The sequence below is a fragment of the Methylosinus sp. R-45379 genome, assembly GCF_001644125.1.
Lineage (GTDB): Bacteria > Pseudomonadota > Alphaproteobacteria > Rhizobiales > Beijerinckiaceae > Methylosinus.
This window is the reverse complement of sequence record NZ_LUUM01000168.1, coordinates 1-23,026: the sequence shown is the minus strand read 5'-3', so window position 1 is coordinate 23,026 and position 23,026 is coordinate 1. Positions and strand designations below refer to the sequence as shown.

At 63.7% G+C, this 23,026-nt stretch carries 9 protein-coding genes; 2 read left to right on the top strand and 7 right to left on the bottom strand.

Features of this window, described 5'->3' with window-relative positions:
* The first annotated feature begins 15 nt into the window (after positions 1 to 15).
* Positions 16 to 708 (top strand): RNA polymerase sigma factor, encoded by a 693-nt coding sequence (locus tag A1351_RS07890; protein ID WP_064032707.1) that lies wholly within the window; start codon positions 16 to 18, stop codon positions 706 to 708.
* 245 nt (positions 709 to 953) lie between these two features.
* Here A1351_RS07890 and A1351_RS07885 read toward each other — a convergent pair whose 3' ends face one another.
* Both A1351_RS07885 and A1351_RS07880 read right to left on the bottom strand, forming a co-directional pair.
* Positions 954 to 2,009 (bottom strand): tetratricopeptide repeat protein, encoded by a 1,056-nt coding sequence (locus A1351_RS07885; RefSeq protein WP_024881703.1) that lies wholly within the window; start codon positions 2,007 to 2,009, stop codon positions 954 to 956.
* Between the two features lie 5 nt (positions 2,010 to 2,014).
* On the bottom strand, positions 2,015 to 4,297 hold the full coding sequence (locus tag A1351_RS07880) for a tetratricopeptide repeat protein (RefSeq protein ID WP_024881702.1): 2,283 nt from the start codon (positions 4,295 to 4,297) through the stop codon (positions 2,015 to 2,017).
* A gap of 331 nt (positions 4,298 to 4,628) precedes the next feature.
* On the opposite strand from A1351_RS07880, the gene A1351_RS07875 reads away from it, so the two are divergent.
* Positions 4,629 to 6,350 (top strand): substrate-binding domain-containing protein, encoded by a 1,722-nt coding sequence (locus A1351_RS07875; RefSeq protein ID WP_083967223.1) that lies wholly within the window; start codon positions 4,629 to 4,631, stop codon positions 6,348 to 6,350.
* A gap of 356 nt (positions 6,351 to 6,706) precedes the next feature.
* Here the strand turns inward: A1351_RS07875 and A1351_RS07870 are convergent, their stop codons facing one another.
* The 5 genes from A1351_RS07870 to A1351_RS07850 all read right to left on the bottom strand — a co-directional run.
* A complete protein-coding gene (locus A1351_RS07870; protein WP_198162282.1) occupies positions 6,707 to 19,096 on the bottom strand; it encodes a filamentous haemagglutinin family protein in 12,390 nt (4,129 codons plus the stop codon).
* Positions 19,097 to 19,341: 245 nt separating this feature from the next.
* Positions 19,342 to 19,869, bottom strand: coding sequence for a YbjN domain-containing protein (locus A1351_RS07865; RefSeq protein ID WP_064032704.1), 528 nt, complete (start codon positions 19,867 to 19,869; stop codon positions 19,342 to 19,344).
* A gap of 20 nt (positions 19,870 to 19,889) precedes the next feature.
* Complete coding sequence (locus A1351_RS07860) at positions 19,890 to 20,870, bottom strand: peptidylprolyl isomerase (RefSeq protein WP_245291615.1); 981 nt, start codon at positions 20,868 to 20,870, stop codon at positions 19,890 to 19,892.
* A gap of 35 nt (positions 20,871 to 20,905) precedes the next feature.
* Positions 20,906 to 21,499 carry a hypothetical protein gene (locus A1351_RS07855; RefSeq protein ID WP_064032710.1) on the bottom strand — a complete coding sequence of 198 codons (594 nt, stop codon included), beginning with the start codon at positions 21,497 to 21,499 and terminating at the stop codon, positions 20,906 to 20,908.
* Positions 21,500 to 21,501: 2 nt separating this feature from the next.
* Positions 21,502 to 23,026 (bottom strand): putative porin (locus tag A1351_RS07850; RefSeq protein ID WP_064032702.1); only part of this gene is annotated, 1,525 nt, incomplete at its 5' end.

Below are 23,026 nucleotides of genomic sequence, written 5' to 3'. Positions count from 1 at the left end.
AGCGGAGCGTGTTCGATGACGATCGAAACCAGCCGCGCGACTCTGATCAATTTGCTTCTTACGGGATATGAAGATCTCAAGCGGCGCCTATCGCGTCGACTGGGCTCGACGGATATCGCGGCGGACGCCCTGCAGGACACGTTCTTGCGGCTGCATTCGAGCGTCGAGATCGGTCCGATCAAGCGGCCGAAGGCCTATCTTCTCCGCGTCGCCACGCGGCTCGCCGCGGATCGGCGTCGAGCCGAATTGCTCGGCGGCCCGCCGGAATCAGAATTCTTCCTGAATATCGTCGACGACGCGCCGGATCCGGAGCGCATCGTCGAAGCGCGCTCCGAGATCGAGGCGCTGAAACGCGGCATGATGGAAATGCCGCAGCGGCGACGCGACATATTGCTCGCTGTCTCCATCGACGAAGTTCCTTCCTCCGATCTCGCAAAGCGTTTCGGCGTGACGAAGCGCACGATTCAAGCGGAATTGAAGCTGGCGCTGATCCATTGCGCGAAGCACCTCGATCGCGACATCGGCATACGTATGCCGGCGCGACGAAGTCGGATATCCCCCAGTTCTCCCGGTGACGTAAATGGGAACGCAGAGGTGAGAGGGCTCGACGACGGAAGCGATTCGAATTTGCGTGATTTTCGTCCTGAAGACAGCGATTCGCGCCCCCAAGACACATGCTTCAAAGACACACGCCCCGAAGACATATGAGCGCGAGTCGAACGGCGGCGCTTCGTTCGTCGATCGATCGTTCTCGCGCCGCTCTCGGCTCTCGCGCAGATGGGAGAGAAAACCGGCGCGCGTCTGTTACGCGGCCTTCGTCCGATTTTCGAGCAGATGCGCGACTTGGAGGACATGAGCGGGCTCGAGCGGACATGCGCCTACGAGGACGCCTGCCCGTTCCCCTTTCTCAATTTGGCGCCGCCCGAGTTGTTTCCGCCGACGCCGAGCGCCTCCTATGACGTTTTCGCCAAAGCCGCGGCGTGTCGGAGCGCGATTTCTGCACGATCGCGCATGCCCATGGCTTCGAGCGCCGTGCCGAGCGCCGCATAGAATTCGGCCGGTCGATTCTGATCGAGAAGAATGGCGTGGTGAAAATGCGGGATCGATTCTTTCGGCGCGCCCGTTCGTTGCAAAGCCATCGCATAGGCGGCGCGCGCATCGGCGTTCCGCGGCCCCACCTCGATCGCTATCTCGAATTGCGCACGCGCCTCCTGCTCCCGGCCAGCGGCGACGTAGGTCTCGGCGAGCGCGAGACGCGCGGGCACGAGCTTTGGATCGGCGGCAATCGCCTGCTCCAGCAGCTCCACGGATCGGCGCAGATCGCCCGAGACGCGGCGGAGCGCGCCTAGATTGCAGAGAGCGAAGGCATGCGTCGGCGCGCGTTTCAGGACGCACTCGAAAATGACCGCGGCGCGCGCCAGATCGCCATCGCGCTGGCGCCGCGTTCCCTCTGCGAAGAGCGCGTCGCAGAGGATCGCCTCGTCCTCGGGCGACAGATCGTCGATCTCTCGCATCTCTTCCGACTCCGCCTCGATGGCCGCGGCGCGCGTCGAAGCCTCCGCATGGCCGGGCGAGAGGACCAGCGCGTCCGCGATATTGTCCTTCGCGCGATCGACGAAGCCCAAACGATGAAATGCGGCGGCGAGCGCGACATGCCAATCGGGATTGCGCGCATCGAGCGCGAGCGCCGCCGCGAAGGCCGCGGCCGCCGCGACCGGCCGTTCGTCGAGCAGCAGCAGGCCGAGCTGCGCATGCGCCTCCGCATTGCGGGGATTGGCCTCGAGAGCCGCTTTGAAGAAGAGCTGCGCCGCGGACTTCTCCATGAGCCTGGCCGCGATGACGCCGCGCAGATGGGCCGTCACCTCGCGGGCGCTCGGCTCTTCGCTCAATGTCGCGAGAAGCACCTCGGCGCTCTCCAGCCGGCCCTCCGCGATCATCTTTACGGCGCGATCGAGAATGGCGCGGATATAGTCCGGATGCCGCGCGCCGGGAATATTCTGCTGCGTCATGTCGTTCACCCGAATACAATTCGATTGCATTGAAAAAGCGGACTCGCCACGACCGCGCCCACGCCGGCTGCATCGCGCGCGCGGCGCTGATTGCTCCATTGCGTCCAGAGACGAGACAATTCGTTCGAGAGATTCTGTCCGAAACGGACCGGATCATTCAGCGGCGAGGCCGCGACCTTGTCGCGCAGGCCGGCGCGCAAGGCCGCGAGATCCTGAGGCCGCTTCGCCCAATCGACGGCGAGCGCCACATAATCGTCGATCGAATATGTGCAGAAGTCCGCGAGGCCCGCAGCCGAAAGATGCGTCGCCGAATGGCGGCCGGCGAAAGTGTCGCCGACGAAAGTGACCGTCGGCACGCCCATCCACATGGCTTCGAGCGTCGTGACGCCGCCAGAATAGGGAAACGGATCGAGCGCCAGGTCCACCCTGTTTGCGTAGGCGTCGAGCAATATGGGCTGCTCGGCGCCGCCGACGAGCTCGACATGCTCGCGCGACAGGCCACCCTTCTCGAGAACGTCGTAGAGCGCCTTCTGCGTGGCGCTCTCGTTCAGACCGCCATAGACCATGAGGATGCGCGCGCCGGGCAACTGCTCGACGATGCGCGCCCAGGCGCGCCCGACCTCGGAATTGATCTTGGCCGGACGATTGAAGCAGCCGAAGGTGATCGCGCCCTTTTCCAGCGCGGGAAGCGGCGCCACATCCGGCGCATTGGTCGGCGGATGATAGCAGACGTAACAATCGGGCAGGCGAATGACAGGCTCGGCGTAGAATTCATCGTCCTGCGGCGGAATCTCGACCGGATCGGCGATCACGCCGTCATAGGTGTCGAGACCGATGGTGCCGACATAGCCTGCCCAGCTCAATTGAATCGGCGCCGCGCGTTGCGCGAAGACGGAGAGGCGATTGCCGGCGGTATGTCCGGCGAGATCGAAGAGAATGTCGATTTTGTGCTCCTCGACCAGCGCGGCGAAAGCCGCATCGTCGAGGTCGGAGACGTCGCGCCAGAATTTGCCCGCGGCCTTGAAGCGCTCGCTGAAATCATCGTCCTCGCGCTTCCTGTCGGTCTTGTAGCAGAAAATCTCATAGCCGAGGGCCGCGAGCTGCTCGAAGGCGCGCAGCGTCAGGAAGGCCGCCGCATGGCGGTGCATGTCGGCGGAGACGAGGCCGAGACGGGGCTTGCGCGCTGGATCGGGATCATTGCTGAAAGCGACCTTGTCGCGCGGCGCCGCCGGACGGTAGAGCGCCGCCCATCTCTTATGCGCATCGAGCAGGTCCTGCTTGGTGACGCCCGGATAATGCTGCAGAGCAAACAGCAGCGTTCCGGCGATTTGAGCGCTCTCCGGCTTGAGCTCTCCGGCCCGCCGATAGGCCGCGACCGCCTCGTCGATGCGCCCCTGTCCGAGCAGGCCGAAGCCGCGGCCGACATAGGGCTCGGCTTGCAGAGGATCGAGTTCGATGGCGCGATCGACATATCGGAGACCGGCCTCGAAGAAACGATGATTGATCAGGAAATTGCCATAGACATATTGCGGCAGCGCGATATCCGGCGCCACTTTCGCCGCCATCTCGAACAGGCGCGCCGCCTGCTGCTCTCGCGCATTCGCGCCGAGGCTCATGCCGAGATCGAGAAGCGCGCGATGGTTCTTGCTGTCCAGCGCGGCGGCCGCTTGCAGATCGTCGACGGCCTTGTCGTGCTCGCCCTCCATCGTGAGGGCGAGGCCGCGCATGCGATAGGCGTCCGCATAGGCGCCGTCGTAGGTCAACGCGGAACTCAGGGCGATGATCGCGTCCTTGGGCCGACGCTCGGTCAGCAGCGCGAGGCCGAGGCTGAATTGCGCCAGCGGCAGATGGGGAATTCGCGCGAGGCCCCTCTGCAAAAAGGGAATGCCCTGCCGGGTGCGCCCCGTCCGCGCGAGGCAGGTGCCGATCTCGGTCAAGGAGGGCGCATGTTCCGGCGTCACTTTCAATTCGAGCTGAAACGCGCCGATCGCCTCATCGAAGCGATCATGGCGACATAGAGCGACGCCATGCACATAATGATAGTTCGGCTGATCGGGCGCGCAGCGCGCGGCCTCCTCGAAAAACCGCAGCGCCTCGCGCCAGCGGTCAGCGCGCGCATGTTCGACGCCGCGCGCATATTGCTTGCGCGCGCGCGCGAGCTGCGGGGGCGGCGTCGGCGCGACGACCTCGTTGCCGGCGGCGGGCGTGACGGGACGAAAGGCCCCGAGTTCCATGCGCGCCTGCGCGCGATAGGTCGGCGGCTGGAAAAAGCCTGGAGTTTCGGCCATTTCACAAATCTCCCGGGAGATCAATCAATCGAATGACCGACGAAATATAAAGAGGCTCTGCGTTCGCAGCGACTCCTTTTTGCCAAAAAATCCGCAATTTTTTTCTTCGCGATCGACCGGATTTGGCCGTCTATAGGGTGTAAGGCGGCGCAATAGCGACAAAGGACGAGAAAAGAGGCCAAGCGTACTAAGTATCAACTACGCCTCTATATCATCTACTTGTCGGACAACTGTAACAAGAACGTCATTTTTGAACAGGGATCGGGCGGCCTCCGTCGAGGAGGCCGACCCTTTCGCGCAGCCCTACGCGATGATCCATTAGGAGAAGCACATGTCTGCTCTTTCTTTCAGCAAAGCTCTGCGTAACGGGAGCTCCGCTCTCGCGCTTTCGACCCTCGCGTTGATCGGCGCCCAGCCGGCCCTCGCCACCGACGGCATCTTCGGCGGCGGCAGCACGCTCGCCTCGCTCGCGGAGCGCCAGCTCAGCGCCGATTACTACACCGCTTCTAGCTCGAGCGTTCTCCTCCTCTACGCCGGCATCGGCAGCGGCTCGGGCCAGCGCGTGTATATCTCCAACGACCCGTCGCAGGGCTTCCGCGGCGCCGGCCTGGATCCGGCCGCCAACCCCGACTACACCCTCGGCTTCACCTCCTACCCCTATCCGCGCATCGACTTCGGCGCGAGCGATTCTCCGCTCCCCTCGAATTTCGTGAGCGGCTACACCACCACCGTCTATCTCTGGGACCAGATCAACCACACGACGGCGGCCAATGGCTCGACGAGCTTCCCCACGGCCGACGTCGGTGATCCGATCCAGCTGCCGCTGTTCGAGGCGCCGGTCGCCATCGCCGTCAATCTGCCGGCGGTCGATCAGTCCACGGGCACGACGACGGCCGGCGGAACGACCTGGACCATCAAGTCGCAGTTCTCCACCACGGCCGCGGGCGGACGCATCCAGCTCTCGACCGCGCAGGTCTGCGCGATCTTCTCGGGCCTCGTGACGGATTGGAACTCCACCGCCACCATCCCGACGCTCTCGAGCACTGGCGTGGCGGGCACTGAAGGCTTCGCCGACGCCAACACCTGGCACGCCGCCAGCACGGCCGGCACGCCGGGCACGGGCGGCGGCACGGCCTACGCCAGCGCCAGCAAGCAGATCAAAATCGTCTATCGTTCGGACGGCAGCGGCACCAGCTTCATCTTCACCAACTATCTGAAGACGGTCTGCCCGCTGCTCGACCCGAGCAACACTTACGGCTATGTGTCGATCTTCTCGACGAGCGCCCTGCCGAACAACAACTTCACGCAGCTCATCAACAAAGTGACGGCCTATGGCCGCAGCCTCAACACGACTGGCGCCGACGGCAGCGATGCGGTCGCGGCGGCGATCGGCAACACCTCGGCGAACTACGGCTATATCGGCTATCTGAGCAACGACTTCGTCGCGCCCTATAATCCGTCCACCGCGACGACGATCCCGCACGCCGCCAGCCTGCAGAACGATTATCAGCGTTCGGCCGGCGTCACCCACCCCGGCGTGTCGTCGACCAACTTCATCGCGGCGACGCCGACGAGCGCCGACGCGGCTTGGGGAGTTCTCTCGCTGCCGGCCAGCGCGAACTTCGCCGACTGGAACGTCTATGCTCAGACCTTCCCGGCGACCACCTATCTGCCGGGCACCGGCGTGTCGGTCGACATCACCGGTCGCTCGAAGCTCCCGCTGGCGCCGGCGACGGGTGCTTATTCCCTGGTCGGCACGGCCTATCTCTATGTCTATAGCTGCTACGGCGTCGGCCGGGATTCCACTCCCGCCGCGACCCGCGTTTCCGATCTTCTGGGCTATCTGAAGTGGCACTATGGTCTGACGGCGGGCAACGCCGCGACGATTACCGCCAACAACGGCTTCAAGGCTCTGTCGACTGGGGCCGGCAGCTGGGCCCAGAAAATCGGCGACACTTATCTCGGAACGGCGGCCAGCTCGGCGACGATCACCGCCTACGACGGGTTCTTCACCGACGGTTGTGCGAGCGTGAGCGGAACCGGCGCGCAATAAAAACTATCGATCTCGATCGAACCGCCGGGCGCGCCGAAAGGCGCGCCCGGTTTTTTTTGCGACGGGATTCTTTCCGGCGATCGCGTTTTCGACCGTCTCCGCTTTCGGCGCGGCGAGCCGGCCCTTGCCTGTTAGACGAGATGTCGCCGGCAGCATGTTTTTCGATTAGCAAAACCCAAAAGGAACGCTTTAGAGAGATCCGGTCGATCGCGCCGGCCTGCTCCCGATCAGGCGAACGGCTTCTCGCCTCTTCTCATGCCCTGCATTCTCATGCTTCGACAAGCGAGCTTTCACGCTCGCTCGGAGCCGCGTGCGCGTTGGCGGGTCGATCCGGGTTCGGATCGACGCCGCGCGGCTCACCTCGAGCGCCGCGCCCTGTCGCTCTGCGAGCCGGCGCCATTCGCCGGCGGCGGCGTCTCGGGCGAACCCGAGCCGGCGCTCGTCGGCGTCACGCTCGCGCCGCCGCCCGCCGGAGTGTCCCCGCGATCGGAGCCGCCATAGCCCAGCACCTCGACAGTGATGATCGAGGGCGTGTCGGAGCCTCCGGCGCCAGCCTGCGGCGTCGCCACCGCCTTGGCCGCCGCGCCCGCTGTGTTGGAGGCCGAGGTCAGCGCGCCGACATTCGGCCCCGTCGTCACCGTCGTCAGGCCAGAGGCGGTTCCGCCCACTTGCGCATTATAGGCGTTGGTGACCCGTTGCGCGACAATGGTGAGATTGCCCGCCGCCCGCACGCCCGCTGCGCCCAGATCCACCGTGCCCTTCGGCGCGGAGAGGAAAGCGTTGGAAAGGCTCGGGTCCTGCGTCGGCAGGGTGACGATGGCGCCGATGCCCGCGCCAGTCACGAGGCCTTGCGGATTGACCGAGCAATAGCCGGCGATGTAGTTGCAGACCTCGCTCAGCACCGGATTGGCGACATAGGTCTTCGGCCCCGAGCCCGCGCTTATGTCGCCATTCCCACTGAATATCTCCACATTGCCGCCCTGCTGCGTCATGATGCGGCTCTGGTTCAAGAGCACGGTCTGATCCGTGTAGATGCGGATCGAGCCGCCGCGCAAAGTCAATATGCCTTCCTGATTGGGCTTCAGCGTATCGCGGCCGGCCGAGCCGACGCGAATGCCGCCATTGGGTCCGATGATATTGATGTCGCCGCCGGCCTGCGTCTCGACCAGCGAGAAGGGCATGACCAGCCTTCCGATCGCCGAAAGATCGGAGCCGCCGCTGCCGTCGTTCGCATAGCCGAGTCCATTCGGGAACAGCGTTCCAATCGCCTCATAGGCGCGGCCATATTTGCCGTAATAGTCGCTCGAGGAATTGCGATAATCCGTCACCACCTGCGTGAGGAATTGCAGGAAGGCCTTGTCGACGAGGAGATGCTGATGCGTCTCGTCGAGAGTCTGGAAGCTCGCCCAGGCCCGATCGCGCGACTGGCCGAGGCTGGCGGCGATGAAGGAGAGGAAGTCTATGCCGCTCGTTCCCGCCGAGGCGGGATCGACATAGGCCGATATCGCCGAGGCGTAATCGACGCCCTTGGCGATCCCATAGAGCATGGTGATGTCCGCGCCATCTTCCGGCAGATAGCTCTTCAGCGTCGCGAGCTGGCCGGCGGCTCTCCCGCCGCCCGAGCCATTGCCGATCGTGTTGACGCTGAAGGAGGCAAAACCGCTGCTTCCCAGCGGCTTGCGAATATTGCGGCCGGCCTCGAGGAGGAGCGCGCCCGGGCCGTAGAGATAATATTGGCCCGAGAGATCACGGCCGGCGACGACGCTCGTCACATCCGCATCGGTGAAATTAAGGCCGGTGAAGGTGAACTGCGTGTCGCCTATGTCGTGGCCCGCGAGAATCTGCGCCGGCCGTTCGACGGTGAGGGACCCGTCGAGGTTCATGCCTGCGCTGACAAGGATCGGCGCGCTGTTCGTCAGCTCCGTCGAAGCGAGCGTGTAGAAGGAGACGCCGAGCGGATTGACGTATCCGCCGACACTGCTGTCGATCGCCCTCGGCGTCGGAGCGCCCACGGTAAGATCGATATTGATCGAGCCCGCCGCCGCGAGCGTCAAGCTCGCTGTGTTATGTCCCAGGCTGTCGGTGGGATAGGCGAGGATCGTCCCTCCGCGGCCAGTGATATCGCCCTGCAACGCCGCGATCTCGAGGCGCGGCGGCAACAGGAGGGACGGGAAGAGCCCTACGGCCGCCACTGTCACCGCCTTCACATCGCCCGTAATGCTGGTGAGTGAGAGACCCGCCTGCGCGCCATAGCTGGTGAAGACGTTCGCTAGGCCGGAGCCAGGCCGATAGTTGGCTTGGCCGGGAGTCAGGCTCTGCACATAGTCATTACCAACGCCATTTTCTAAAGTCGTCGTCGGATCGAGCAGCGCGCCGAGCGTTAGATCACCCTTGGCGATGACGGAAATATAGCCGTCCTGCGCGGCGAGCAGCAGCGGATAGGGCGCCGCGTCCTTCGCGCTGGTGATCGGATTGTCGGCGGTCTGCTGCACATTGCCGCCGACCTCGATGAGGCCCGCGCCGCTCCCGACCAGAAAGGCGCTGGAATTGAGATTCCCGCCCGCCTGCACGAGCAGATTGCCGCCGCCGTAATAAATGGCGTGAGCCGGATCGGCGGCGGTGAAGCCTCCGGCGACGACCATCGTCTCCGGCAGGGAGGCGGAAATATCGGTGATGTCGCGTCCGGCCCGCAGCGTGATGTCGCCGCCGCCGAGCGCGCCGAAATTCTGGAAGAAGGTCGCATAATTGACCCAGGCCGCCGTCTGGCAGGCGGTGGCGCCGGTCGCCGCGCAGCCGGAGAAGGGCGTGCTGTCGCCGTCCGACGAGCCGTAATGAATGAGCCAGTCGGCCCAAGTCTCGCTCTCGGTCGCCGCGGCGACGCCGATGATGGAGCCTCCCGCCACGACGGTGATCGATCCACCGCCTGTCCCCCAGGCCGGCGTCGAGACCAGCCCGTTGGGATTGGCGTTATAGGCGCTCGCCAGGGTCGGCGCATTATAGTCGGCGGGCGTCGTCGTTGCGGCGCCGGCCGTATAGACGGCGCCTTGAACGATCGGATCGGTGAACTCGACATTGCCGGCCGCCGTCAGCGTGATCGATCCCGTGCCGGTCCGCACGATCGTCGGTATGGAGATCGTCTTCGTCGTGTCGAGCGGGTCCGTATAGGAGGTGTGGCCGTTGATCACGATGCTGGCGGTCGGCGCCTTGGGGTCGATCGCGCCGCTCAGCGCGACGACTGCGTTGGGATCGACGGAGGAGGCGCCGCCCACACCGAAATAGGCGCCAGCGACGAAATCATAGGACGAGCTGGCCCCGAAGCTCGCCGGCATCAGGCTCGCCGCCGACGTCGTGTTGTAATCCTTGATCGTCACCGCATTGCCCAAACTATCCGTCGTGACATTGCTGGCGGGATTATTGGCGATGGCGTTGGCGGGGCCCGGCTGGGCACTCGAGGCGAGGACGATCGGCGGCGTTTCCGAGGTGGTGGGAAGATAGGGCAGAACGGCGAGCCACAGGGCGGTCTTGCCGGTCGTATTCGCGGCGCTGCCGGTCACATTGCCCGGCTCGACCTTGTTGCCGTTGTAAAAAAGTATAAAATTGTAGTACGCGGAAGATGTTCCCGTGGCGTAGTTGGTCACATAGTCGGTGGTGAATTGCGATGCGGTCTCGGTCGCGCCGCCGGAATAGACACTGCCGTAGACCGGCGGTATCGGCGCGAGAATGGTCGAAGGATAGGTCCTCGGATCGACGCTGCTGTTGACCGGCGCTTGGCTATATATACCATAGTAGGTCTTGAGATATGTCGCCAATGCGGCGGAGTAGGTTTTATAGGCGGAGACGTAATTGGCGTAGCTCGTGTAATGGGTCGGGTTATTGTCGAAATTGGTCAGATTTTGCGTTGTTCCATTCGACGAGCTTGCCGGCGTCGAGAATGTCTGGGTCGCCTCGTTCGCGATGCCTGCGACGCCGGTGACATAGCGCGAGCCCACATAATAGGTGTTATAAGCGGCCACATAGGCGGCGTAGGATGAATAATGAGTGGGATCATTGTCGAATGTGCCGGAGCCAGAGGCGTTGGTCGTGATATAGAGCGAGCTCGCGCCGCGACCGAGAATGTTGATATAGGGAATCGTCGTATTCGCATAGTAATAGTAATACTGCGCATACCATGTATTTTGCGCGACCGTGCCATAGGAAGACGGAAACACGGTGGGGGGCGCATAGATGGATGTCATCCCCGGCATATAGGCGGCCGTCCCATACAGGTTCCTGCTCGTGTACCGGGTCGTCGCCAGGGCGAGAGATGGATCGTTGCTGGCCAGGCTGCTCGCCACCGCGGCCGCGAAGAACGGATCGCTGGTTTCATAGAAGCCGTCGCTGATCGTAGCGTTCAGCTGGATATTATTCGCGGCCCGCAACGTCAGCACGCCCGGCTCGCCGCCATTGGTCGTCCGGTAATAGAGCGAGAAGGCGCCCGTCGCCGTATTGTAGACGCCGGCGCCGAGGTTCCAATTGGAGGCGACGGTCACATTGCCGCCATTGATGCTGCTGGACGGATTGACGAGATCGACCTCCGGCCGCAGATGCAGGGAGGTCGAGGGCAAGGCCGTCGCCGGTCTGTCGCCGACCTGCAATTTGGCCTCCGCGAAATCGGCCGCCACCGCCGCCGCATTGCCGCTGAACGGATTCTCGACGAAATTGAGCAGCGTGTTCTGATAAAAGCCGACATGCGGCAGATAGGCGCCGCTGGCCGGCGCCGCATAAGTCGAAGAGGGATAGAGGCCGGACGTCGCCGAGATGATCTGCGCGCCCGCTCCGCTGAAGAAGCCCGCCGGATCGATGATCCCGTCGAAATGCTGCTGCATCTGCGCCTTTTGCGCCGCCGTCAGCGCATTATATTGCGCGACGGTCGTGATCGAGCCGCAGCCTCCCGAAATGAGCGTGCAGGAATCGGTCGTGCTCCACACTGCGAAAGCATCGAGGACGACGCCCTGGCCACTGGCGTTCCCGCTAGAGTCCGCATTGGTGACGACAGTGCCCTTGAAACTGACATTGACATTGTTGTTCGTCAGGATCGGCGCGCGCACGACGACGGCGCCGCCGGTATTGTCGATGCCGTCCCCGCCCGGACCGCCGCTCACGTCGAAGATCGCGCCGCTCTCCACCTTGACGGCGCCCGAGCCCGTCACATTCTCGTAGCCATAGGTCGCATTCAGCGTTCCATTCGTGGCGCCCGTCGTGCCGAGGGTGATCGTGCCGCCGCGCTGGCTCTGCGCGCTCTCGCCATTGGCGTAGCCCGGATCGTCCTTCTCCGCCGCGACATAGTGGGCGTCGAGCTTGGCGGTGGAGCGAATGATGACGCCCGTAGCGCCGGGATCGGTCGCGGCCAGCGTCGTCGTTCCGGCGCCATAGAGCGCGATGCTGCCGCCGGTCGGCCCGCTGGCGTCGATCCTTCCATTGACGATGACGCTGCCCTGATTGGCGACGAGCAGCACCTCGGTCGAGCTCAGCGTCACGCCTGTCGGCACGACGATGTCGCCCGGCTCATAGATCGCGGCCGCGAAGCGGCTGGTGAAGCCGCCCCACGGAAGATCGCCGACGATGGTCCCGGTGCTGAGCACGAAAGCTCCGCCCGCGTCCTTATAGGCCGCCGAGCCGTCGAGCGTTCCCTGAAGCGTCGTCGTCCCATCATTGGCGGTCGTGATATAAATTCCGCCCGCATAGCCGTTGCCCGAAGATCCGTCGGCATTTTTGGCAGCCGAGACGTCCACCTTCGCGCCGCTCGCGATCGTCACATTTCCTTTCTGCGAGACGAGCTTCACCACGCCGCCGGGCGAATATTCCGTGCTGTTGCCGAGCACGATACGCGTGCCAGCGGCGTTTACGATGGCGCCGTTGGCGAGAGTCACGTCGCCCGTCGTCGCGGTCAGCGACAAGGTTCCCGCCTGTACGGTGATCGCGCCCGAATCCGCGATGCTCGCGGCCGTCAGCGACAGGCTGCCGCCGATCTCTGTCGGATCGACGGCAGCCGCCGCGCTCGTCGAGAGAATGGTCAAAAGGCCGCTCGTCGTCAGCGCCTGCGCCGAGCCGGAGACGGCGATGACATTGGGCGAGGAGAAGACGAGATCGGCGACGCCCGAACCATTGCTCGCCGTCAGCGAGCCCGTTCCGGCGAAGCGGATCGCCTCTCCCGACTGCAGCGCGATCGTCGAGAAGCCGTTCGCGGTCATCGTTCCGGCGCTCTGGGTGATCGTCTTGCTCGCGACGAGGGTCAGCTTTCCGTCTGTCCCCGAAAGCCCATTGGTCGTCGTCGAGGCGCTCTGCGTATTCGTCAGCGTGATATTAGAGGCGTAGACGCTGGTCTCGCCCCCCTCGCTGTAGAATCCGCCGCCGTCGAAGGTCAACAGGCCGATCGGATGGGCGGAGTCGCCGATGGAAAGGCCACCGACATCGTGAAAATTGAAGGCCGAGGCGCTACGCAGGCGAACCGAATCCGCGCCGGCGAAATTGGCGATGATCGCATCGGTCAGCGCGAGGCCGGCAGAACTGCTATCGGCGCCGAACTCGATCGCCTTGGCGGAAAGATCGAAGGCTTTGGCGATGAGCGCGGCGTTGGGGCCGACGCGATTGACGCCGCTCGAATCGAGGGTGAGGGCGGCCGCCCCGTCGATGGAGACATTGGCGCCGATGACGAGGCTGCCGGGCGTGGCGGCGGGGGTCGGCGCGGGCCCGGATCCGGTGTAGAGACCCGGCAGATAATTGCGGGTCACGGTGACCATCGCGCCAGTAGAGACGCGCAGCAGCGAGCCTTCCCCGCTCACGCCCGCCGTATAGGTCACGACGCCGCTGCTGTTGGTCTGCGCGACCGGATCGGCGCCAATGACGATCGCCCGGTCGCCTCCGCTCGGCACGGTTCCGATCGCGGCGATGGCGCTACCGTCGTCGACGAGAATGCCGCCGCCGCCCGCCTTGGTCATGATGAGAAGCTGCGGCGCGCTCAGCGCGTGAGCGGCGTCGGTGGCGATCTCGACATCGGTGGCGACGCCGGTCACGACGAGATTGCCCGACGTATCGACGACCGACGAGCCGCCGATCAGCAGAGTGGTCGCGCCGACAGTGTCGAGTTGATCGGCGTAGAGCTTCAGATAGCCGTCCGTCCCCGCCGGGGCCGCCATATCCTTGGAGCCGAGCACGAGCACCTTGGCCGCGCTGATCGCCAATTGCCCGCCGACGCCGGCCACATCCGGCGCGAGCGGACTGGAGCCTGCGGCGAAGCCGAACAGGCTGCCCGCGTCGATGGAGAGCGAATTGCGCGCGGCGAAGGTCAGGGAGCCGCCGTCCACCGGGAGAAGCGGAATGGCCGTGCCGGCGGTGAGCGCCAGATTGCGGATGAAGCTCGTTCCGGAGGTGATGTCGATCTGCGAATATTGCGACCAGGTCGATTGCGACTGCAATTGGAACAGCACGGTTTGCGAGGATCGCGTCCCGCTGATGACATTGGCGAAATTGCCGGTCACATAGAGCGAGCCGTCCATCGACGTGTAGCTTTGCGCGGCCGCGCTCTTCACTGATGTGGAGGCGACGGTGACGCGATAAGCGCCGGGCAAGGTCGCATACATGCCGGGCATCAGAGTGTAATAGCCGGCAGCTATCCCATTGCCGCCGGCGATATAGATCGCCGTTCCGGCCGGCGCGTTCAGCAGGCTCGAGGCAAAAGCCGCCGAGCCGATATCGGAATTGGTCGCAGCGAAAGTCGGATCATAGGCGGCGACCTTGGCGGAGGAGGTGGGAACGAGGGCGTAGACCGTGGAGCCGGCGAGCACATTGCGGCTGCCGCCCGTGCCGGCGACGAATTCGCTGGCGTAGAAGTCTCCGCCGCCAGAGAGATCGAGCTTTGCTCCGGCGGACGTCGAGATATCGGCGCCGTTGAGCGTGATCGCCTTGGTCGGGCTCGCGGTGAGGCTGGAGCCGTTATAAATAATAGTGGCCCCGCTGCTCGTGGTTTGTCCGACGTACCAAACCTCGCCGTCGACAGTGTAGCCATAAGGAATGAGCGAGCCAGCTCCCGAGACGGAGGTGAGGCTGCCGGCGCCGAGCGTGACGCTCTGCGTCGTCGTCGTATTGCCGAGCACGATTTGTCCAAAGGGCGCCCAGAGCGTGCCGTTCTGCACGATGTTCGTGGCGTCGACGATGATCGTTCCGCCGGCCGACAGCGGCGCGCTGGCGACGCCATTCTGCTCAATGTCGATCGTGCCGGTCGCCTTCAGCGTGAAGCTCGTTCCGCTGGTCGGATAGATTTCCGCCGCTTTCAGCGTCAGATCGCCTGCGACGCCGAGCGAACCAGTAAAATTATTGTTTATGCTCGTAGCAGTGTTCGCTCCCATCAGGCGGATCGCGTCGGCGCTGTTCAGCGTGACGGAGCCGACATTACGGAAGTTGACTCCCGAGCCAGCAGCGCCGGCATTCGGATTGCCGATGTCGATCCATTGCGCCGAAATATTTATCGATCCATCGCTCACTGTCGCAGCAGGCAGGACAGCTCCTGTTGTGATCTGACCGAGCCACACATAGCCCGAGCTCAAATCCACCGTCGTATGGCCGATCGAGGGGGCGCTATAGGTCAATGGATCGCCGCCACTCGCCGGCAGCAATGTGAGGTCGCCGCCGAGGATGAGCGATCCGCGCATCTGAATCGACTGCGATCCGACGAAGGCGACCGTGGTCGCGGCGTTCAGCTCGATCGAGTCGAAGCCGCTATTGTTCAGCGTGTCGACGCCGATGAAGGCATTGCCCTGCAAGGTCGTGTGCGATGCCAACGCGGCGTCGATGATGCCCGCCTGCTCGACGACTATCGTGCCGGGAAGCCCCGCATAGCCGTTGGTCACGCGGCTGGAAAGAAGGCTCGGCGCGCTGGACGCCGGTATTCCGATGCGGAACAGGCCGCCATTCGCGAGCTCCCCGCCGCCATGCGCGCTGACCGAGCCGGCGAAATAGAGAGAGGACGCGCCGATCTGCAGGACGCCGCCGTCGCTCCATATATTTCGCGTCGCGAAGCGCGGCCCGAACAGTCCCGCGCCGGAGGGAATCTCGACCTCCGCCGACGTCCCGTCGAGAAGGAAGCGCGAGCCCGTCTGCGCAGTGACCGAATCGCCGAACAGCGTGATCGTTCCGGCGTCGAGCGCGCTGCCTGTACGATAGGCGGTCACGGTCGGATCGGCAATGAACACACCACTCACGTCCAGCACGGCGTCGGCGCCGATGGTGAGCTGCATCGGCGCCACCGTCTGTGTCGGCCCGGTCGAACCGCTCGAGACGCCTGTATTGGCCAGGACGATGTCGCCGCCGGGCGCGATGATCTCGCCGAGCACGGTGACCGGGCCGGCGGCCGCCAGCGTCACCGTCGCCTGCCGCGTCGCATTCGCTTCCGCGATGATTCTGGCCCCGGCGTCGAGCAGCGTTCCCGCTGTCGTGCTCGGTCCCGTCCCGCCGTAGATGTAGCCATATTCCTGCAGCGCGAAGCTCACGGGATTGCGCAATCCGTCGGGCGCGAGTCCGACCGTCGCGACGTCGCGCAGCACCGCGCCTGTCGGCAGCGATAAGAGCGCATCGTTCGCCGCGAGATAATTCGCCTGCCGCAAGAGCACGGTCGTGCCGGCGGTCACCGTCGAGCTGCCATAGACGCTGGTCAGCGAATAGTTGGAAAATCCATTGTCGGTGAAGAAGCTCGCCGGCAGGACGATCTCGCCGGATCGCGCGCCGGAGGTATAGGTTGTGATCGCGTTCGCCTGCCCGTCGATAGTGATCGTCGGGGCCTGCAGCGTGAAGGTTCCGCCCGTGTCGAAGCCATTGGAATAGATCGCGCCGCCGAGAACCACCGTCGCCGTATTGGGCTGATTGCCGTTGGTCGGTGGCTCGTTGTAGGGTTGATAATCACTGTTGAGCCCGACGAATCCGCCCGAATAAGTGACCAGCGAGAGGCTTCCGCCCTTGCCGACCGGCAGACCATCGGAGCCGAGCTTCAATTTGCCGTTGGAGCCGACATAGCCGCCGCTCGAAACATCGATGATGCTGCCCGGCGACAGAATGATGCTCTGCGTCGCGTCGACATTGTCGGTGTCGGCCCGCCCTCGGTGATAGGTTGCGGCCAAAGTGGTGATGCTGATCGAGCCACCGTCTATGAAGGCGGAACCCTGCAACCGATCGCCGACGGCCCCCGAGTCGTTGATCCACAGCCCGTGGACGTCGAGAAGCGCGTTCGATCCAATCACCAGATCGGCAGGAATCGACGCGGCTGTCACGTCGCTATTGTAGATATGGCCGGAGAGCGTGATCTTGCCGGCGGGCGCGATGATCGAGCCGTCGATGGTCTCGACATTCGTCAAGGTGACCGAGCCGCCCGAGGCAACCTTCAGAACAGCGCCCGTGGCCATGTTCACTGTCGGCTGACGGGTGCCGGAGCCTTGGATCGTGATTGAGGCGAAACCGGTCTCGGACAGCCGATCCGTCAGAATGGGCAAGGTCGAGGGCGCGCGCCAATTCGAGCCATAGCTATACGAGGCGAGCCCGTAAGAATCGTCGCCGGCGTCCGCGCTCGATTCGAGCAGATAGCTCGACACGAAGGCATTGGACGAGGTGATCGTCAGCGACGCGCCGGCCGGCAATTGCGCGAGCGATGTCTGAACCGCCGTTCCGCCGCCCTGCGCATTGGCGCGCTGGCGCAGCCCGGTCACTGTCTCGCCGAGAATCGTCCCATCGAGAATCGGCGCCGCCGCGATCGACAGAGAGCCGGCGCTGGCGCCGGCGAGATAGCTCGCCTCGTAACGCGACCTGTTCAATAGCGGGTTGACATAGGTCTCGGTCACGCCCCAGCGCGAATGATCGACCGTGAAGCCGCTCCCCGCCGTGACGCCGACATAGCGGATCGTCGGATCGGCGCTGCCGATGTCGTAGAAGCGCCCGTCCGCGCCGACGAGCCGCGTCGTGTTCACCGCCGAGCCCGTATAGGTGACATAGCCGCCAGAGAGATCGACGATCGAGCCAGGCTGTTGGATAAAATTCGTCCCCGAGACATTGACCGACCCGCCGACCGTCAAAATCTCGTCGATCGACTTGGGAATGAGCTTGGCGTAGCCGGAGGCGTCGACGATCGGCGAGCCAACCCGCGTGTCGATCGTCACCGTCTTGCCGACGAGGGCGGCGGCGAGCGGCGAATCGGCGATCTCATTGGGCGTGACGACGAAGGTCACGAGGAAATTGGAGATCGGAACCTGCACATCGGCGAGACCCGAGACATCGATTGTCGCGCCGGTCTCGAGCAGCACCTCGGGCGCAGTCACGTTCACCGCTGCGCTCGGCGCCCGCAGCAGCGCGCCGGATTGGAAGTCGACGCCTTTGAAGGCCGTGATCGAAATTTGCGGCTGCAGGCTGCTCGCGAAATAGTCGGTGGTAGCTGTGCCGCTCGGAACCGAGCCGCTCCCCTCGTCCGGCAGAATGGCGGTGACGCTGTTCGGCCCAAAGACGACATTGTCCGTCGAGTAGAGCGTGATCGAACCGGGGCGCGTCACGCTCGTCGTCGCCGCCGACACGCCGAGTTGCTTGATCGGTCCGCCGGCGATCGTCACATTTCCGCTCGGCGCCAGCAGCAGGCCGTCGTTGACCGCTGCGCCCTGATAAGAAACGGTGAAGGTCTTATTCGTCGGATTCGTGCCGGCGGAAAAGTCCTGATCGACGACAATCGCCGTGCGCACGCCCGTCGCTGTCGACTGCGGCTCGCTGAGCAGCGCCGACCCCTCGGCGGCGAGGATGATCTGGCCGTTCTTCGTCGTGATCGAGCCGGAATTCGTGACATTGGGGGCGAGCAGCGCCACGTAGCCGCCGTCGCCGGTCGAATTGACCGAGGTCTCGATCGACGCGCCTTTTTCGACCACGACCGCGCCGATGGTCTGCCCGGCGATCGTCCCCGTGGAAAAACGGGTGGAATTGCCGATCGTCGTCCCGAGCGCCGTCGCGATCGGGAAAAGTCCCTGCCCCGCATCGGCGCCGACGAAATTCGTATTGGCCGCGACCTCGTTCGACGGCGCATAGGCCGCGATGTCGCCGAGACCGTCGATATGCAGCGTCATCTTATTGTAGGCGGCGGCGCCATTGAAGACGCTCGACGAGGTGGTTCCGTCCATGTCGAGCGAGGAGGCGATCAGCGAATGAACGTTGATCTGCGCGCCGGCGCCGAAAATAACGCCATTCGGATTGATGATGAGAACCGTGCCGTCGGCCTTGATCTGGCCGAGGATTTGGCTGGGCGTTCCCGTCGCATCGATTCGGTTCAGCGCCACCCAGCTCGGATTGCCCTGCTGGTCGTAGACGACAGTCGTATTGGGCGAGACATTGTAATAGGCCCAGGTCATCACCGCCTGCGCGGCGTTCTGCTTGATCGTTACAGTGGTCTTGCCACCGGTCGCCGATTGCGTCGGCAGATCGGCGTTGATCCAAAGCCCGGGAGTCGTTCCGACACGCGGATCGACGACGAGCCCCGGCAGCTTGCCATTGCCACCGACCGAGAGACCATCGGCGATCGACGAATTCGTAGCCCCTGCCGCCGCCGCGCGCGCGGCCGCTTGCGCCGCTTGCATGGCCTGAATCGCCTGCGTCGCGCGCAACAGCGATCCCTGGCTCTGCTTGGCTATGGCCGCGGCCCGCTGCGCCTCTGTCGTCGCTGCGTCGACCGCGACGGTCGGCGCCGAGGTCACTCCGGAAGCGCGCCCGAGCGGCCGAGCGGCCGCGCCACCGAGCCCTTGCAAGAGTATGAACGACAAAGCGATCGCGCTCGCTCCCGCTAGCAGAACACGCCGCGAGGATCGCGCCTGTGGCCTTGCGAGCCCTAGCGCCGATGCTTTCGACTCTCGGCGGGCGGCCGAGCCGCAGCGATGTCTACCGGATATCGGAGCGTGAACGCGATGTGTCATGTCGGTGCCATGCATCTTGCGAGAGAATGTCAATGTGACGTGTGCGTGCCGAATCCCGTCGCCGGATCGTCGCTCGCCGGAGCGGCCACATCCACCTCCACGCCGCGACCGGTCCCATTCGCTTGCGGTCCTCGCAACCGATCACGCAAATAGACGATGAGCTCCTGCGCGAGCTGGTCCCAGATTTCGACATGCGCCCGCAAATGGCTTTTCGTCACGCCACCGACAACGGAAATATCCATGCAGAGCGCGAGGAACGGCCCGCTCAACTGGAGGCGCGAAAACCGTCGCGCGACGTTCCAGTCGTTGACGAGGTCTCGCGGCAACTCGCCATTCACTTGAAGAACGGACACGAACGCCATATCGGCGAAACGCACGCTCTCATCGCCGACCAAGCGATTGCCAGGTCGAATATCGAAGGAGAGACCGCTGGTCGCCGAGCGCAAATAAGCGACATTCGCGACCGGATCGGTCACCGTTTCTACGCGGTAGCCCGCCTGCTGGAGAAGATCTCGCAGATCGTCGAGCGTCAAGGATGTGACGAGGATATCGGACATGAACGACCTCCCAGATGAAGTTACTTGCGAACGCTGTCGAGCAGATTCGACAAAGCGATTTCATTGACGACAGCCGGACGCTTTTTCAGCAGCTCGGCGACATACGCGCGGCGCAACACATTCGCCCGCTCGGTCCGCATTTGTTGCGCGAGCTGGTCGCGCGCTTCGGCGAGCGAACGCGTGTAGGACGCCTTCGTATCGATCAGCTTGACGATGTGCCAACCATCGTCCAAGCGGATCGCCTCCGAAACCGCCCCTTTGGCGAGACCTGTCACACGCGCGCGGATCTCCGGTCGAATCTGACCTTCCGACAACCAGCCGAGATCGCCCCCGTCGCCGGCGTCATTTCCGGCGCGCGCCACCGCCATGAAGTCGGCCCCCGCCGCCTTCAACTTGCGCTCGATCTCTTCGAGCGCCTTCTTCGCCTTATCCTCGGTCGCGCGGTCGGCGTCCTTCGGCGCCGAGACGAAAATATGGCTGAGCTGAAACTGCCGCGGAACGACGAAGACGCTGCGATTTGCGTCATAGGTCTTCTGCAGCTCCTCCTCGCTCGGGTAATTCGCCGGAGGTATCGAGACCGACTGCAGATAGAGCTCTACGAGCGCGCGCTCCCGCAATTGCTCGAGCTGGACCGCGACATGCGGCTGCTGGTCCCACTTCTTCGCGATCGCCTCCTGCAGCACGACACGCTCATTGAGCATGAGACGCACCATCTGATTGAGCAGCGCCGGCTCTTTGGCGATCGCCGCCTGCTCGCGCGCGCCGAGCGTCGCAACATAGGCGCGCAACTGCGCAGAGGTGATGTCGCTGTCGCCGACATGCGCGACGACGTCCTCACGCGATCTACCGTCGACGTTCACGGCCTCCGGAGACGCTTTCGGCTTGCTCGCCACCTGCGGCGCAGGTCTGAGCTTGGGAGCGACGGCGCCGCCGGGGGGCGCTTCCGCCAGCGCGCCAACGGTGAAGCCGATCGTCCCCGCGAGACCGACGGCGCACGTCACTCGGAGAAGGCTCGTAACGCGGAACAACACATGACTCATGGCTTCACCTTGTGATCGAGGATCTTGTCGTTGTAATCTTGCAGGAGATTTTGGATTTCGATGCGCCGCACGCCCGTGAGCGGCTCGCTCGCCAAAGCGAGATCCGCGAAATTCGCCGCCTCATAGCGCTCCAGCAAATCGCGGCCGACCTTCACCAGCTCGACATTCTTCGCGTTACAGCTCTTGACGTTCGCCTTGTATGCTGCGGCCTGCGCTTCGAATTTGGCGCGCTCCGCGTCTTTGGCTCGCGCAACATCGGCGGCCTCCTCATAGGCCGCCTTCCACTTCTCTAAGGTCTCGTCTCGCTCTACGATGCGTCGATTGAACTCCTCTATTGCTTCGCGATTCTGCTTCGCGACTTGCTTGACTTCCGCCTTGGCCGCGCCGACTTGGTCTTTGAGTCGCGCGCGTTCACTCTCCGCCTCGGCGAGCTTGGCCTGCAGCGCGGCGCGCTGATCTTCCAGCGCGCGCTGTTGCGTGATCGCGCCACGTAGAGCCTCGCGAAGCCGATCCGCTTCCGAATCCGCTCGTGCGCCCGTGATCATCGACGCCGCAAGCGACACGGCGACAAAAAACGTCGGAAATCGCATCATCAGAACTTCCCGTTGAGATCGACATGCAGAACGTCGACGGCGTAAGGGACGCCGGAGATGCTATTCGCACTCATCCAGCGCAGCGACAGCCACACATTCTTGCCGACTCCGAGATTTCCGCCGACGAAATAGCCCTTCAGATTCGTGCCGCCGAGTCCGAAGTCGGCGTCGACGAACGCGTCCACCATCGCATCCGACCCGAGATATTTGTAGCCGGCAAAGACATTCCAATCCCAGAGACGACGAATTTCCCTATGTCCGACAGTTGCGCTCGCGAGATAGCCATATTTCCCGCCCACGTAATTGCCGGGATACCACTCGTTGGCGCTTATCTGGAATGCCCCGGTCAGATTGTTCGCGAGAATATCCGGCCTGATCTTTCCGTCGAAAGCCGTGTTCACCAGATACTCGCCATTCAGAACGACATGTACCGGATCGAAATGTCCGAAGTCGATCTCTCCGGAGGCGACGAACGGCCGAAACTGCTGGGCGAGTCCGAAATATTGATATTGACCGGTCGTCCCGCCGCTGTTCGACGTGTCGCTGATGATCGAGCGCAGCGGCATGTAGGTGTTGCCGCGCTGCGCGAAAGACGGCCGCGTCAGATCCGTGTTACACCCGTCTGATGCGCTATAGACGCGGCACGGGCTCGACAATTCTCCCTGCACCTTGCTGAAATCATAATAGGCGGCGGCGATCTTGAACGCATAATCATCATTGAGCTTGGCGGAGACGCCGAGCTGCCCCGCGAAGAGCCATTTATCGTGGCTCGGCAGCTTCGTCGGAGGGCCGCCGTCATAGGCCGGCAAATTGATTCCCGCGTTCAAATCCGTGTTGAAGACCGGAAAGGCTCCGCCGGCGACGAAAGAGGTAATGCCTTCGGCGATCTCGTATTTGCCCCGCGCAGCGAAGCCGTCGAATCCTATGTCTCGATACCAGACGAGATCGGTCGGCGACCAAAATGGATTATCCATTCGCCCAGCGGTCAGAGAAAATTCTTCGCGCGGCTGATATTTGAAGAAAGCGCGATCGATCCATAAGGAATATGTCGAGAAATTGCCGCCGCTCGCGCCGAAGGTCTGGTTCTGCGACACGGGCGAATTATTCTCGCCTCCCGCAAAGCGCAGGCTAGCCGAAAGGCCATCGTGAAGATCGGCGACCATTCCGAGTCGGCCGCGGAAGCGGAATTGATCGCGATTCTGCGTGACGTCATAGGTCGGATAGTAATAGGGGTTGGTCTTGCTCACATCATAGGGCGAACCGGTGTTGATCGCATTGAAATTGACAGCGTCGTATTGATCGTTTCCGCTGGGATAGTAGATTCCGCGATATCGCAGGCGCATGTCGCCATAGAACTGGATGCGCGACGCCCATTCCGGATATTTGCCGGGCGAGGCCCAATTTTCTTTCTCGGCCTGAGCCATGACCTCGTTCTTGATGTCCTCGCGCAATTGCCGCTTCACCACCTCCGGCACATAGGTCACATGTTTGACGCCCGGCGGCGACGCGGCGGCTGCGGCGGCG

Bases quoted from the DNA above. Each gene is read 5' to 3' on its own strand.
- A1351_RS07890 (WP_064032707.1), top strand. From the start codon at position 16: ATGACGATCGAAACCAGCCGCGCGACTCTGATCAATTTGCTTCTTACG.
- A1351_RS07885 (WP_024881703.1), bottom strand. From the start codon at position 2,009: ATGACGCAGCAGAATATTCCCGGCGCGCGGCATCCGGACTATATCCGC.
- A1351_RS07880 (WP_024881702.1), bottom strand. From the start codon at position 4,297: ATGGCCGAAACTCCAGGCTTTTTCCAGCCGCCGACCTATCGCGCGCAG.
- A1351_RS07875 (WP_083967223.1), top strand. From the start codon at position 4,629: ATGTCTGCTCTTTCTTTCAGCAAAGCTCTGCGTAACGGGAGCTCCGCT.
- A1351_RS07865 (WP_064032704.1), bottom strand. From the start codon at position 19,869: ATGTCCGATATCCTCGTCACATCCTTGACGCTCGACGATCTGCGAGAT.
- A1351_RS07855 (WP_064032710.1), bottom strand. From the start codon at position 21,499: ATGCGATTTCCGACGTTTTTTGTCGCCGTGTCGCTTGCGGCGTCGATG.